This window comes from Microbacterium sp. LKL04, from assembly GCF_900102005.1.
In the GTDB taxonomy this organism is placed as follows: domain Bacteria; phylum Actinomycetota; class Actinomycetes; order Actinomycetales; family Microbacteriaceae; genus Microbacterium.
This window is the reverse complement of the sequence record NZ_LT627736.1, coordinates 601,623-615,743: the sequence shown is the minus strand read 5'-3', so window position 1 is coordinate 615,743 and position 14,121 is coordinate 601,623. Positions and strand designations below refer to the sequence as shown.

The following is a 14,121-nucleotide window of genomic DNA, read 5'->3' as shown; positions in this document are numbered from 1 at the left end:
GGCCCTCGCTCCGTGCGTCAGCGCTTGCCGAGCTCCTCGGCGACGAGGAATGCCAGTTCCAGCGACTGCATGTGGTTCAGTCGCGGGTCGCACAGCGACTCGTACCTCGTCGCCAGTGTCGCCTCGTCGATCATCTCCGAGCCGCCCAGGCACTCGGTGACGTCGTCGCCGGTGAGTTCCACGTGGATGCCGCCGGGGAAGGTTCCGACGGCGCGGTGAGCCTCGAAGAAGCCCCGGACCTCGTCGACGACGTCGTCGAAGCGACGCGTCTTGTAGCCGGTGGGCGTCGTGATGCCGTTTCCGTGCATCGGGTCCGTGACCCAGAGCGGTGTCGCACCGGCATCCTTCACTGCCTGCAGGAGCGGCGGGAGGGCGTCGCGGATCTTGCCTGCGCCCATCCGGGTGATGAAAGTGAGACGCCCGGGCTCGCGCTCGGGGTCCAGCTTGTCGATGAGCGCGAGAGCCGTCTCGGGGGTGGTCGAGGGTCCGAGCTTCACCCCGATGGGGTTGCGGATCTTCGAGAAGTAGTCGACGTGGGCGCCGTCGAGGTCGCGCGTGCGCTCCCCAACCCAGAGGAAGTGCGCCGACGTGTTGTAGGGAGTGCCGGTGCGCGAGTCGATGCGGGTCATGGGGTGCTCGTAGTCCATGAGCAGACCCTCGTGACCGGTGTAGAACTCGACGCCGCGAAGCTCGTCGAAGTTCGCTCCCGCGGCCTCCATGAACTTGATGGCGCGGTCGATCTCGCCGGCCAGGCGCTCGTAGCGCTGGTTGGCCGGGTTCTTGGCGAAGCCCTGGTTCCAACTGTGCACCTCGCGGAGATCCGCGAAGCCGCCCTGCGTGAACGCGCGGACCAGGTTCAACGTCGAGGCGGCCGTGTGGTAACCCTTGAGCAGCCGCTGCGGGTCCGCGGTGCGCGACGCCTCGGTGAAGTCGTACCCGTTGACGATGTCTCCGCGGTAGGCCGGGAGCGTCACCTCGCCCCGCGTCTCGGTGTCGCTCGAGCGCGGCTTGGCGAACTGACCCGCCATGCGGCCCATCTTCACGACCGGCATCGACGCGCCGTAGGTCAGGACGACCGCCATCTGCAGGACCGTCTTGATCCGGTCGCGGATCTGCTGTGCCGTGGCGCCCGCGAACGTCTCGGCGCAGTCGCCGCCCTGCAGGAGGAAGGCCTGACCGGATGCCGCCTTCGCGAGGCGCGCACGGAGGTTGTCGACCTCGCCGGCGAAGACGAGCGGCGGGAGGGTCGCGATCTCGGCGGAGACGGCCGCGACCGCATCCGCGTCGGGCCACAACGGCTGCTGCTTGATCGGGAGCGAGCGCCAGTGGTCGAGAGGAGTGGGCATCCGTTCATTCTACCGACGAGGGAGGGGCCTGTCGGTCGTGTGACGGCGGCTCAGGCCGCGGCGGGGCGGCGGTCCTTGACCGTGGACGCGTAGACGTCGTCGTACTCCTGCTCCCCCATGCGCTGCAGCGCGACCATGATCTCGTCGGTCACCGATCGCAGCACGAAACGGTCGGACTCCATGCCGTAGAACCGACTGAAGTCGAGCGGCTCCCCGATCACCATGCCCACGCGGCCCACCCGAGGGATGGAACGCCCGATCGGCATGACCTCGTCGGTGCCGATCATGACGACGGGGATGACGGGCACCCGCGCGGTCAGGGCCATGCGCGCGAGACCCGTACGACCCCGGTAGAGCTTGCCGTCGGGACTGCGGGTCCCCTCGGGGTAGATCCCGAGGATGTCGCCGCGGCCGAGGACCTGCAGGCCGGTGTTGAGGGAGGCCTCGGAGGCCTTGCCGCCGGTGCGGTCGATGGGGATCTGTCCCGTCCCCTGCATGAACACCCGGGTCGCCCACCCCTTCAGACCCTTGCCCGTGAAGTAGTCGCTCTTGGCGAGGAAGGACATGGACCTGTCGATCATGAGCGGCAGGAAGATGGAGTCGCTCACGGACAGATGGTTGCTCGCGATGATGGCCGCACCGGATGCCGGAATGTTGCTGCGTCCCACGATCCACGGTCGGAAGATCGCCTTCACGATCGGTCCGATGATCAGGTATTTCAGGACCCAGTAGATCATGTCAGACCCGGCCGCCCGCGAGGTCGGCGACGCCGATGAGGCCGGCATCGTTGCCGAGGGTCGCGATGGCGAACGACGCGATGGGCCTCTCGCCGTAACCGGGCAGCGCGGTGGCGTATGCCTCGCGCACGGGGTGCAGCAGGTGCTCGCCGAGGTCGGCGACGCCGCCGCCGATCACGAACAGTTCCGGGTCGAGCACCGCCTGGAATCCACCGCAGGCCTCCCCCAGCGCCGTCGCGACGCGGTCGACGGCCTCGAGGGCGCCCGCGTCGCCGGCGGCGATCAGCGCTTCCATCGCGGCGGCCGGCACGATCCCCTCGGCGGTGCGCGCTGCCGCCAGAGCCGCGCCCCGCGAACCGGACGCGGCGATGTCGGCGGCCTCTCGCTGAAGCGCACGGCCGGACGCGTACTGTTCGAGGCACCCGTTCTGCCCGCATCCGCAAGGGCGCCCACCCCGTTCGAAGCGGATGTGGCCGAGCTCGGCGCCGATGCCGTTGCCTCCCACGAGAAGGTCGCCGTCGATGATCGCAGCGCCACCCACCCCGGTTCCCAGGGTGATCATGACCATGTCGCTGACCTCGCGCCCGGCGCCGAAGCGGAATTCGCCCCACCCGGCGGCGTTGGCGTCGTTCTCGAGCGTCACCGGACGCCCGATGCGCCGCTCGAGCTCGTCGCGCAGCGGCTCGTCGGTCCAGTCGATGTTGGGGGCGTGGAGGATGACGGCGCGGCTGGCATCGATGAACCCGGCTGCGGCGACGCCGACGGCGTGGACCACGCGACCAGAGACGAGTTCGTCGACCATTCCGGCCACGGCATCGGCCAGCGCGCCGGGGTCGGCGGGGGTCGGAACGCGGCGGCGGTCGACGATGACGCCGTCCGGGTCGACGATTCCGCCGGCGATCTTGGTCCCACCGATGTCGATGCCGACGTTGAGCACGCGACTCCTCTCCGCGCGTGCGAGGCCGCACGGCATCCGTGAGTCTAATGGGGCGGCGCATCCCGCTGCCGCCGCGGGATCGAGGATCACGATGCCCTAGACTCGGTCGCACCTGACGCCACCCGGTACCGAAGGAGTTGCCGCCCATGAGCGCCGTACAATTCGACGTCCCCGCTGTCGTGCCCGCGGATCCGACCGCGAACACCTCCGACATCCTCGTGGAGCGGGTGAAGGCGACTCCCTCGCTGGCCCTCTTCGCGGTCCCCGACGGGGACGGCTGGCGTGACATCACGGCCGCGGAATTCCACCGGGAGGTCCTCGCGCTGGCGAAGGGGTTCGCCGCGAGCGGCATCCAGCCCGGCGACAAGGTCGCGTTCCTCGCGCGGACCACGTACAACTGGACGCTCGTCGATTTCGCCCTCTTCTTCGCGGGGGCCGTCATGGTGCCCGTCTACGAAACGAGCTCGCCGTCGCAGATCAACTGGATCCTCAGCGACTCCGGGGCCATCGCCATCGTGGTCGAGAGCGACGTGCACGCGGATCGCGTCGCCGAGATCCGCTCCGAGGTACCTCTCCTGCGCGAGGTCTGGACGATGCAGTCCGGCGACCTCGACACGCTGCGCAAGAACGGCTCGTCCATCAGCGACGAGGAGATCGAACGCCGCCGGAACCTCGCGAACTCCGACGACATCGCGACCCTGATCTACACGTCCGGGTCGACCGGCCGACCGAAGGGGTGCGTCCTCACGCACAAGAACTTCGTCGAGCTCTCGCGCAATTCCGCCAGGGCGCTCCACGAGGTGGTCCAACAGCCGGGAGCCTCGACGCTGCTGTTCCTCCCGCTCGCGCACGTGTTCGCGCGGTTCATCTCCATCCTCAACATCCACGGCGGCGTCAAGACGGGCCACGAGCCCGACACCACGAAACTCCTCGCCGGACTCGGGTCGTTCAAGCCGACGTACCTCCTCGCCGTGCCCCGTGTGTTCGAGAAGGTCTACAACTCCGCCGAGCAGAAGGCCGAGGCCGGCGGCAAGGGCAAGATCTTCCGCGCCGCCGCAGCCGTGGCTGTCGAGCACTCGCGTCGCCTGCAGGACGGCGAGAAGATCCCGATCGGCATGAAGATCAAGTTCGCCCTGTTCGACCGGCTCGTCTACAGCAAGCTGCGCACAGCCATGGGCGGCCGTGTCCAGCATGCCGTGTCGGGATCCGCGCCTCTCGGGTCGCGCCTCGGCCACTTCTTCCACAGCCTCGGCGTACAGATCCTCGAGGGATACGGCCTGACCGAGACGACCGCTCCCGCGACCGTCAACCTCGCCACGAAGTCGAAGATCGGCACCGTCGGTCCCGCTCTCCCTGGCGTGGGCGTACGTCTGGCTGACGACGGCGAGATCGAGGTCCGCGGAGTCAACGTGTTCAAGGAGTACTGGCGCAACCCCGAGGCGACCGCCGAAGCGTTCGACGACGGGTGGTTCCGCACCGGGGACATCGGGACGTTCGACTCCGAAGGATACCTCACGATCACGGGCCGCAAGAAGGAGATCATCGTCACCGCGGGCGGGAAGAACGTCGCGCCTGCGGTGCTCGAGGACCCGATCCGCGCGAACCCGATCGTCGGTCAGGTCGTCGTCGTGGGCGATCAGAAGCCGTTCATCGGAGCGCTCGTCACCCTCGACCGCGAGATGCTGCCGACGTGGATGTCGAACAACGGCCTCTCGTCCGACATGCCGATGTCGCAGGTCATCGCCCACCCGAAGGTCATCGCCGAGGTGCAGAGCGCGGTGGACCGCGCCAACGCGTCGGTGTCGCGAGCGGAGTCGATCCGCAAGTTCGTGATCCTGGACACCGAGTGGACCGAGGCATCCGGTCATCTGACGCCGAAGATGAGCATCAAGCGGAACGTCATCCTGTCGGACTTCGCTGCCGACATCGACGAGCTCTACCAGGCGAACGTCTCGACGACGAACATCTCGCTCGGCAACTGAACCGAATGAGAGAAGGCCCCGGCGAGCCGGGGCCTTCTCTCAATCAGCGGTCAGAACCAGTCGGACTCCCGCACCTCGCGCATGGCCTGTCGACGGACATCCTTCGGAAGGCGGTCGAGGTACAGCGTGCCCTCGAGGTGGTCGCACTCGTGCTGGAGCGCCTGTGCGAGCAGCCCCTCCCCCTCGATGACGATCTCGTCGCCGCTGAGGTCCATGCCCGTGACCCGCGCCCACGGGTGCCGGATCGCGTCATGCCAGAGACCGGGGACGGACAGGCATCCCTCCCCCGTGGGCGCCGGATCGCCGGAGACCTCGAGGACGGGATTCAGGACGTATCCGATGACGCCGTCCACGTTGTAGCTGAAGGCCCGGACCCCTACACCGATCTGCGGGGCGGCGACACCGGCACGACCCGGCTCGGCGACGGAGTCGACGAGGTCGGCGACGAGTCGACGCACCCCCTCGTCGATCTCGTCGATCGGGGCGCACACGCTCCGGAGGACCGGGTCGCCGAAGAGCCGGATCGGGCGGACCGGCATCAGCGCACCACCCCGGCGGGGCGCAAGCCCTCGACCACGACGGCGGCGAGTTCACGCGCCGCGAGCCGCGTCGATGCCGACAGATCGCGGAACGTGATCGGCCCCCCGGTCGCGATGTGAGCGTCGTACGGAATCGACACGACCGCGCGCACGCGGGTGCGGAAATGCGCTTCGAGTTCGCTCGGGCGCACCAGGCTCGCACCGGGACGGGACGTGTTGAGGACGACGACGGCGCTGCGGGCGAGTTCGGCGTAGCCGTTCGACTCCAGCCACGACAGGGTCTCTGACGCGAGCTTCGCCTCGTCGACGCTACGACCGGCCACGATGAGCAGCTGGTCGGCCAGTTCGAGGGTCGCATCCATCACGGAGTGGACGATGCCCGTACCGCTGTCGGTCAGGACGATCGAGTAGTAATGCGCGGCGATGGCGGCGACGTCGTGGTAATCGCGGTCGCTGAATGCCTCCGACAGATGCGGGTCGGCGTCGGAGGCCAGGATGTCCAGTCGTGTCTCGTCGCGCGCGACGATCGCGGACAAGTCGTTGAAACCCGTCACCTCGTTGCGCGATCGGACGAGGTCGCGCACGGTCTTGCCGCTGGTTCGCTCGATCCGCTCGGCAAGTGTGCCGCGATCGGGGTTCGCGTCGACGGCGATGACCCGGTCCTCGCGCGCGTCGGCGAGGGCCATGCCGAGCAGCGTCGTGACGCTCGTCTTACCGACACCGCCCTTGCGGGAGAGGACGGGGACGAATTTGGCGCCACCGGTGAGCGGCGCCGAGATGCGACGGTCAAGCTCCTTGCGGGCGCGGACGCGGGGGCTGTCGGCGAGGATGACGCGGCGCGCGGTGGCGCCGTAGACGAGGCGCTGCCAGAGCCCCTCGGGCTCGGACGCGGCGACGCGCGACCGGTCGATGAGTCGGTCGGCGGTGAGCAGCTCGGGGCTCTCGCGGTCGGCGCCGAGCTGGTCGAGGCGTCGCGACTGCAGCGGCTCCTCCTCGGCCCGTGCACCGCGGACCCGCTCCAGCGCGTGCTTGTCGCCGGCTGCGTGGTGCATGGCGCGTCGGGTCGAGCCCGTCTGCGTGGACACGGCGGTCGTCGTCGCGGCCGGGACGACCTCGGCGTCGACGACATCGCCCTCGGACACGGCGCCAGTCGGCTCTTCGGCTGGCTCGCCCGAGGCGGGTTCCGCGATGACCCCAGCAGGGGACACCTCGGCACCGGAGATCTCCGCACCGGCGATCGGCTGATCGTCCGCGGCATTCTCGTCACCGTGCGCGACCGAGATGCCGTCGGCCGCACCGTCGTCGGCTACGGGACCGGCGTCCCCGCCATCGACGTAGTCGTCATCGTCGACGTAGTCGTCGTCGTCCGAGAGTGACGGAAGCGCGAGGTCGATCTGCGCGGTCGTCCCGTCGACGATGCCGATGCCGGTCGTCTCGAGGTTGTCGGTGCGCTCGAGCACACCGTTGTCGACGTCGTCCGACGTCTCGTTGTCGCGCTCACGCATCACGGGGGTCACTCCTGGTGGATCTCGGGGCTCGAAAAGCCCGACGCACCAGGTTAGTCCGCAGGACGGACGACGAGCAAAAGGTCTCCCGCCTCCACCTGAGCCGTCGCGGCGATCACGACACGCTCGACGACGCCGTCCACGGGGGCCGCGATGGCGGCCTCCATCTTCATGGCCTCGATGGATGCCACGGGCTCGCCGGCTCGCACCTTCGCCCCCTCGTCGGTCTTGATCGTGACGACGCCCGAGAAGGGCGCCGCCACCTGACCGGGCTTCGATGTGTCGGCTTTCTCGGCCTGGCGCGCTTCGACCGCGACGGAGCGGTCGCGCACGGCTACCGGGCGAAGCTGGCCGTTGAGGGTGGCCATGACGGTCCGCATCCCCTTGTCGTCGACCTCGCCGACGGCCTCGAGGCCGACGTAGAGCTGGACTCCCCGCTCGATCTCGACGACATGCTCCTGGCCCGGACGCATCCCATAGAGGTAGTCGATCGTGTCGAGCGCGCTCAGATCGCCATAGGTCTCGCGGACCTCGTGGAACGCCTTGGTCGGTGCCGGGAACAGCAAGCGGTTGAGCTTGTCGCGGCGCGTGGCGGAGTCGGCGTCGAGGGCGGCCGTGTCGTCGAGGGAGATCTCCGTGACTCCCGTCTTGACGGAGCGGCCCGCGAGGACCTTGGAACGGAACGGCTCGGGCCATCCTCCGGGCAGGTCTCCGAGCTCGCCGGCCATGAAGCCGACGACCGAATCGGGCACGTCGTACTTCTGGGGGTTCGCCTCGAAGTCCGCGGGGTCGGCCTTCACCGCCGCGAGGTGCAGGGCGAGATCGCCGACGACCTTCGACGACGGTGTGACCTTCGGAACGCGCCCGAGGATGCGGTTCGCCGCGGCGTACATGTCCTCGATGAGCTCGAAGTCCTCCGAGAGCCCGAGGGCGATGGCCTGCTGCCGGAGGTTCGAGAGCTGACCGCCCGGGATCTCGTGGTGGTACACGCGGCCCGTGGGCCCCGGCAGGCCCGATTCGAAGGGTGCATAGAGGTTGCGCACCGCCTCCCAGTACGGCTCGAGGTCCGAGACCGACTGCAGATCCAGACCGGTGTCGCGGTCCGTGTCGGCCAGCGCAGCGACGAGTGCCGAGAGCGACGGCTGGCTGGTGGTGCCCGACATCGGCGCGGCGGCGGCATCGACGGCATCCGCGCCTGCGGCACTGGCAGCGAGGAGTGTCGCGAGCTGACCGCCTGCGGTGTCGTGCGTGTGCACGTGGACGGGCAGGTCGAAGCGCTCGCGCAGAGCCGTGACGAGCTTCGTCGCGGCGGCCGGACGCAGCAGACCCGCCATGTCCTTCACCGCCAGGATGTGGGCACCGGCCTCGACGACCTGTTCAGCCAGACGCAGGTAGTAGTCGAGCGTGTAGAGGTCCTCCGCGGGGTCGAGGAGGTTGCCGGTGTAGCAGACGGCCGCCTCGGCCACGGCGGTGTCGGTGGAGAGGACCGCTTCGATGGCGGGGCGCATCTGAGCGACGTCGTTGAGCGCGTCGAAGATGCGGAAGATGTCGACACCGGATGCCGCGGCCTCCGCGACGAAGGCGTCGGTGACCTTCATGGGGTAGGGCGTGTACCCGACCGTGTTGCGTCCGCGCAGAAGCATCTGGATGGCGACGTTGGGGAGCGCCGCCCGGAGTGCGTCGAGCCGCTCCCACGGGTCCTCGCCCAAGAAGCGGAGCGCGACGTCGTACGTCGCCCCGCCCCAGGCCTCGACCGAGAGGAGCTGCGGCGTGAGCCGGGCGACGTGCGGGGCGACGCGCACGAGATCCTTCGTCCGCACCCGCGTCGCGAGGAGCGACTGGTGCGCGTCGCGGAATGTCGTCTCCGTCACCGCGAGGCCCGGCTGGGCACGGAGTGCCTCGGCGAACCCGCGAGGGCCGAGCTCGAGCAGCCGCTGTCGCGATCCCGGGACTGGTTCGGCGTCGAGATCCACGACGGGGAGCTTCGCGCTCGGATCGGTGTGGACGGGGCTGTCTCCGTTGGGGCGGTTCACCGTGACATCGGCGAGCCAGGACACGATCTTCGAGCCGCGGTCCTTCGACTCGCGTCCGAGGACGAGCTCGGGGCGCTCGTCGATGAACGCCGTGCTGAGGTCGCCGGCGACGAAGGCCGGGTCGTCCAGCACCCGCTGGAGGAAGGGGATGTTGGTCGACACCCCGCGGATGCGGAACTCCGCCAGGGCGCGACGCGAGCGGACGACGGCGGCCTCGAAGTCGCGGCCGCGGCAGGTCAACTTCGAGAGCATCGAGTCGAAGTGGGGGCTGATCTGCGACCCCGCTGCGGTCGTTCCGCCGTCGAGACGGATGCCGGCGCCGCCCGGGGACCGGTAGGTCGTGATCTTGCCGGTGTCGGGACGGAAGCCGTGCGCGGGGTCCTCCGTGGTGATGCGGCACTGGAGTGCGGCGCCGCGCAGCTGGATCTGATCCTGGCGGAGGCCGAGGGCCTCGAGCGTCTCCCCCGCGGCGATGCGCATCTGCGACTGCACGAGGTCGACGTCGGTCACTTCCTCGGTCACGGTGTGCTCGACCTGGATGCGCGGGTTCATCTCGATGAAGACGACCTCGCCGGTGCGGGGTCCCGCCGTCTCGAGCAGGAACTCGACCGTGCCGGCGTTCTCGTACCCGATCGATTCGGCGAAGGCGACGGCGTAGGCGTGCAGGCGGTGACGGACCTCGTCGGCCAGGTTCGGCGCGGGAGCGATCTCGACGACCTTCTGGTGGCGGCGCTGCACCGAGCAGTCGCGCTCGAAGAGGTGCACCGTCTCGCCCGCCTTGTCGGCGAGGATCTGCACCTCGACGTGGCGCGGCCGCTGGACGGCCTGCTCGAGGAAGACGCGGGCGTCGCCGAAGGCGCTGCCGGCTTCGCGCATGGCCTCGGACAACGCAGGCGGAAGAGCGTCGGGGTGCTCGACGCGCCGCATCCCGCGTCCCCCGCCCCCGGCGACCGCCTTGACGAAGATCGGGAAGCCGATCTCACCGGCCTGCGCGATGAGAGCGTCGATGTCATCGGAAGCGTCCGTCGATCGGAGCACCGGAACGCCCGCGGCGATGGCGTGCTGCTTGGCGGTGACCTTGTTGCCCGCCATCTCGAGGACGGTGGACGACGGGCCGATGAAGGCGATGCCGTGCGCGGCGGCCTTCGCCGAGAGCTCCGGATTCTCGGACAGGAATCCGTACCCGGGGTAGATCGCGTCGGCGCCGCACTCGAGCGCGACGCGGATGATCTCGTCGACGTCGAGGTAGGCCCGCACGGGATGCCCGACCTCGCCGATCTGGTAGGCCTCGTCCGCCTTCAGCCTGTGCAGCGAGTAGCGGTCCTCGTAGGGGAAGACGGCCACGGTCCGAGCACCCAGCTCATACGCGGCACGGAATGCGCGGATGGCGATCTCTCCGCGATTGGCGACCAGAATCTTGCGAAACATGCTCTTCACCTCTGTCAGGTGCGGGGCCGCTGCGCTGGGGCCACCGAGGTACGGGCTGAGTACCCTCACAGCCTAGGGGACGGTAACGTTGAGCCTTGTGCACGTACTCTCCGTCAGCTCCCTCAAAGGTGGCGTCGGCAAGACGACCGTGACCCTGGGCCTCGCCTCCGCGGCGTTCGCGCGCGGGGTACGGACCCTTGTCGTCGACCTGGACCCGCAGTCCGACGTGTCGACGGGCATGGACATCCAGGTCGCCGGGCGGCTCAACGTCGCCGACGTCCTCGCCAACCCCAAAGAGAAGGTCGTCCGTCAGGCGATCACCTCGAGCGGGTGGGCGAAGGTCCACCCCGGCACGATCGACGTGATGATCGGCAGCCCGTCCGCCATCAACTTCGACGGCCCGCACCCGAGCGTCCGCGATGTGTGGAAGCTCGAAGAGGCACTCGCGACCATCGAGGCCGACTACGACCTCGTCCTCATCGACTGCGCGCCGTCGCTGAACGCGCTGACGCGTACGGCATGGGCGGCATCCGACCGTGTCGTCGTCGTCACCGAACCAGGACTCTTCTCGGTGGCCGCGGCCGACCGTGCGCTGCGCGCGATCGAAGAGATCCGCCGCGGTCTGTCTCCCCGGCTCCAGCCCCTCGGCATCGTCGTGAACCGGGTGCGCCCGCAGTCGATCGAGCACCAGTTCCGGATCAAGGAACTCCGTGACATGTTCGGGCCGCTCGTCCTCACCCCTCAGCTCCCGGAGCGCACATCGCTGCAGCAGGCGCAGGGCGCCGCGAAGCCGCTCCACATCTGGCCCGGTGACTCCGCGCAGGAGCTCGCAGCCGACTTCGACTCGCTCCTGGATCGGATCGTCCGAACGGGCCGCATCCCGGTCGCCGGGACTGCTTCCTCACCCGCCTGAGCGCGCCAGTCGTACGGAAGTGGATGCCTCACGGCATCCGGATCGGCGTCAGGCCGTGCGTGCGGCGCGACGGGCGGCGAGCTCGTCGGTCTGCTCGGGCTGCTGCGCGTCGAAGTCGACCAGAGTGGTCTCGACTTCACGCAGGACCTTGCCCACGGCGATCCCGAAGACGCCCTGCCCACGGCTGACGAGGTCGATGACCTCGTCGTTCGACGTGCACAGGTAGACGGAGGCGCCGTCGCTCATGAGGGTCGTTCCCGCGAGGTCGCGGATGCCCGCGGCGCGGAGCTGGTCGACGGCGATGCGGATCTGCTGAAGCGAGATGCCGGTGTCGAGCAGACGCTTGACCAGCTTGAGGACGAGGATGTCACGGAAGCCGTAGAGCCGCTGCGACCCGGAACCGCTCGCACCGCGGACGGTGGGTTCGACGAGCTCGGTGCGCGCCCAGTAGTCGAGCTGACGGTAAGTGATGCCGGCGGCCCGTGCCGCCTGGGCACCGCGGTAACCGACTTCATCGTCCATCTCGGGGAGGCCGTCGGTGAACAGGAGCTCTGTCGAGAACTTCTGCTCGCCCAGCGCGTCGTGCGCGGTCATCGAGGCCTCCTGCAGGTGAGTGGTGGTTCCACGCTAAAGGAGGGAACGGCCTCCGGCAACGACATCCGGCTCGCGGGTGTCGGCGTGTCGCGGAGGTCGGTCACGGCGTCAGGCGTTCGAGCGCGGCGCTGACGAAGACCTGGCGGATCTCCTCCAGCCGACGCGCGAGTTCCGGGGCCGTCTCGCTCGCCTGTGCGCGCGATCCGGCGTCCGTCCGACGCAGGAGCGGAGCGATGGCGCTCTCGATGAGAGAGACCTCGCGTTCCACGCTCTGACGGATCGTGCGCACGTGGCGGGGCTGGATTCCGTGGGCGTTCAGAGCGACCAGGGAACGGAGGATGCCGAGTGCTCGCTCATCGAACGAGTCGGACGGGCCGATCAGGCCTGCGGAGACCGCCTCGTTCATCAGCGTCGCGGTGGCACCGGCTGCGGTGATGAGTTCATCCCGTCGGTAGCGCCGGGACGTCTGGACGATCGATGCCGGCGGTGCCGGGGACGCCTCGTCGCCGTGCTCCTCGAGGTATTCGCGGATGCGCGCCAGCGGGATGCCGAAGTCGCGCTGCATCGTCAGGGCGGTGCGCAGGCGCTCGACGTCGGCAGAGGAGAACTTCCGGTAGCCGGAGTCCGTCCGGACGGGAGTGACGATGCCCTGCACCTCGAGGAAGCGGAGCTTACTGGCGGTGAGGGCGGGGAACTCCGGACTCAACCGGGCGAGGACCTGACCAATGCTCAATGACCCCGAGGACGCAGCTCGTCCCCGGGTGGCGGCGGCCGAACTCACGCGCTGATCGCCCGCTCGGCGGGTGCGATGAAGAAGTTCAGGCGGAACTTGCCGACCCGGACCTCCGCGCCGTCGGTGAGCGTGGCGCGATCCACACGCTCGCCGTTCACGTACGTCCCGTTGAGCGAGCGCTGATCGATCAGCTCGAACGTCGCTCCGGTGCGGGTGATCTCGGCGTGGCGGCGCGACACGGTGACGTCGTCGAAGAAGATGTCGGCCTCAGGATGACGCCCGACGGTCGTCACGTCGGTGTCGAGCAGATAGCGTGCCCCTGCCGTCGGGCCGGAACGCACGATGAGGAGAGCCGCTCGTGCCGGCAGGGCGTTGATCGCCTCGACCTCGGCGGCCGTCAGTTCGGCGCCGAACGGCACGAAAGAGAGGTCGGAGTCGTGCCCGAAGGTCTGCGTCGAGTCCACGAGCCGCGGGTGCGCCGACGTCTCGGCACCACGATGGATGTCGCCGTTCGGTCGCTGAGTGTCGTCCACGATGTCCTCCTTCTTCCACAGTAACCGATCGGTCACGCTCCCGGTGGCCGCGCACCAGGGATCGGCGCACGCCGACGGTGTCTCCCGCGTCTCGTCCGGGCGACGATCGCGACCCCGCCTGCGTAGCCTCGCGCACGCAGAGCCCGGGGCACAAGGACGAGTCCCCGACCGCCGCATAGTAGCGGCGTCTCGCCTCCCACGACAGGCCTGCGGACGGCGGCGGCCCGCGGACTAGCCTCACGCGCATGTTCTCCACCACACGCCTCACCTCGCGGCGCGCGGGTGTCGTCGCCGCGACGGTCGCCGCCCTCCTCCTGCTCGCTCCAGCACCCGCGGCATCCGCTCACGACGAACTGCTCTCGTCGGACCCGAAGGCGGACGAGATCGCGGGCACCACCCCGGACAGCATCACCCTCACGTTCAGCGATGCGCCGTCGACCGAACCCGGTGCAACGCAGTTCGCCGTCTACGACGAGGCCTGCTCGGCGATCGCGGCCGGCGAGCCGACGGTCGACGGCAACACCGTCTCGCAAGCGATCAGCGGCCCGGTCGAGGGCGCGGTCCTCGTGCAGTGGCGGGTGGTGTCCAGCGACGGCCACCCGATCTCGGACGAGTACACGTTCTCGGTCGGGGAGGACGGCAAGGTCTCGGCGGTCGAGCAGTGCGGTGAGACCCTCGCCGAGCAGGCGGAAGGGTCTTCCGAGGGCTTCAACGCCGTCCCGTACGCGGTCGGTGGCGCGATCATCTTCACGGCCGTCGGCGTCGTCATCGCGGTCGCGATCGTCCGTGGTCGACGGGGTGCCACGAAGGAGTGAGGGCACCCGCGGCGGACTAGGCTGGG

At 69.2% G+C, this 14,121-nt stretch carries 12 protein-coding genes; 3 read left to right on the top strand and 9 right to left on the bottom strand.

The window, feature by feature from the left end:
• Positions 1-17 precede the first annotated feature (17 nt).
• The 3 genes from BLP38_RS03050 to BLP38_RS03040 are packed head-to-tail and all read right to left on the bottom strand — an operon-like array spanning position 18 to position 3,020.
• Entirely contained in the window at positions 18-1,346 is a 1,329-nt protein-coding gene (locus BLP38_RS03050; RefSeq protein WP_091352699.1) for a class II 3-deoxy-7-phosphoheptulonate synthase, read from the bottom strand.
• 50 nt (positions 1,347-1,396) lie between these two features.
• Positions 1,397-2,083, bottom strand: coding sequence for a lysophospholipid acyltransferase family protein (locus tag BLP38_RS03045; RefSeq protein WP_091359473.1), 687 nt, complete (start codon positions 2,081-2,083; stop codon positions 1,397-1,399).
• Position 2,084: 1 nt separating this feature from the next.
• Complete coding sequence (locus BLP38_RS03040; protein ID WP_091352696.1) at positions 2,085-3,020, bottom strand: ROK family protein; 936 nt, start codon at positions 3,018-3,020, stop codon at positions 2,085-2,087.
• A 146-nt stretch (positions 3,021-3,166) separates the two neighbouring features.
• Between BLP38_RS03040 and BLP38_RS03035 the strand changes: the two genes are divergently transcribed.
• Positions 3,167-5,002: an AMP-dependent synthetase/ligase gene (locus BLP38_RS03035; protein WP_091352693.1), complete on the top strand. Its 1,836-nt coding sequence runs from the start codon at positions 3,167-3,169 to the stop codon at positions 5,000-5,002.
• A 50-nt stretch (positions 5,003-5,052) separates the two neighbouring features.
• Here BLP38_RS03035 and BLP38_RS03030 read toward each other — a convergent pair whose 3' ends face one another.
• The 3 genes from BLP38_RS03030 to BLP38_RS03020 are packed head-to-tail and all read right to left on the bottom strand — an operon-like array spanning position 5,053 to position 10,507.
• Positions 5,053-5,541 carry a peptide deformylase gene (locus tag BLP38_RS03030; RefSeq protein ID WP_091352690.1) on the bottom strand — a complete coding sequence of 163 codons (489 nt, stop codon included), beginning with the start codon at positions 5,539-5,541 and terminating at the stop codon, positions 5,053-5,055.
• Positions 5,541-7,058, bottom strand: coding sequence for a MinD/ParA family ATP-binding protein (locus BLP38_RS03025; protein ID WP_442922932.1), 1,518 nt, complete (start codon positions 7,056-7,058; stop codon positions 5,541-5,543). The genes BLP38_RS03030 and BLP38_RS03025 overlap by 1 nt, the downstream gene beginning before the upstream one ends.
• 41 nt (positions 7,059-7,099) lie before the next feature.
• Positions 7,100-10,507 (bottom strand): pyruvate carboxylase, encoded by a 3,408-nt coding sequence (locus BLP38_RS03020; RefSeq protein WP_091359470.1) that lies wholly within the window; start codon positions 10,505-10,507, stop codon positions 7,100-7,102.
• A 97-nt stretch (positions 10,508-10,604) separates the two neighbouring features.
• Between BLP38_RS03020 and BLP38_RS03015 the strand changes: the two genes are divergently transcribed.
• Positions 10,605-11,420 (top strand): ParA family protein, encoded by an 816-nt coding sequence (locus BLP38_RS03015; protein ID WP_091352683.1) that lies wholly within the window; start codon positions 10,605-10,607, stop codon positions 11,418-11,420.
• A 48-nt stretch (positions 11,421-11,468) separates the two neighbouring features.
• Here BLP38_RS03015 and BLP38_RS03010 read toward each other — a convergent pair whose 3' ends face one another.
• The 3 genes from BLP38_RS03010 to BLP38_RS03000 all read right to left on the bottom strand — a co-directional run bounded on the left by BLP38_RS03010 (position 11,469) and on the right by BLP38_RS03000 (position 13,280).
• Positions 11,469-12,014 (bottom strand): MerR family transcriptional regulator, encoded by a 546-nt coding sequence (locus BLP38_RS03010; RefSeq protein WP_091352680.1) that lies wholly within the window; start codon positions 12,012-12,014, stop codon positions 11,469-11,471.
• A gap of 100 nt (positions 12,015-12,114) precedes the next feature.
• On the bottom strand, positions 12,115-12,795 hold the full coding sequence (gene ftsR, locus BLP38_RS03005; protein ID WP_231916557.1) for a transcriptional regulator FtsR: 681 nt from the start codon (positions 12,793-12,795) through the stop codon (positions 12,115-12,117).
• Complete coding sequence (locus tag BLP38_RS03000) at positions 12,792-13,280, bottom strand: FHA domain-containing protein (RefSeq protein ID WP_065572210.1); 489 nt, start codon at positions 13,278-13,280, stop codon at positions 12,792-12,794. The genes ftsR and BLP38_RS03000 overlap by 4 nt, the downstream gene beginning before the upstream one ends.
• A 245-nt stretch (positions 13,281-13,525) precedes the next feature.
• Here BLP38_RS03000 and BLP38_RS02995 point away from each other — a divergent pair, with 245 nt between their 5' ends.
• A complete protein-coding gene (locus BLP38_RS02995) occupies positions 13,526-14,095 on the top strand; it encodes a copper resistance CopC family protein (protein ID WP_091352673.1) in 570 nt (189 codons plus the stop codon).
• Positions 14,096-14,121: the final 26 nt, after the last annotated feature.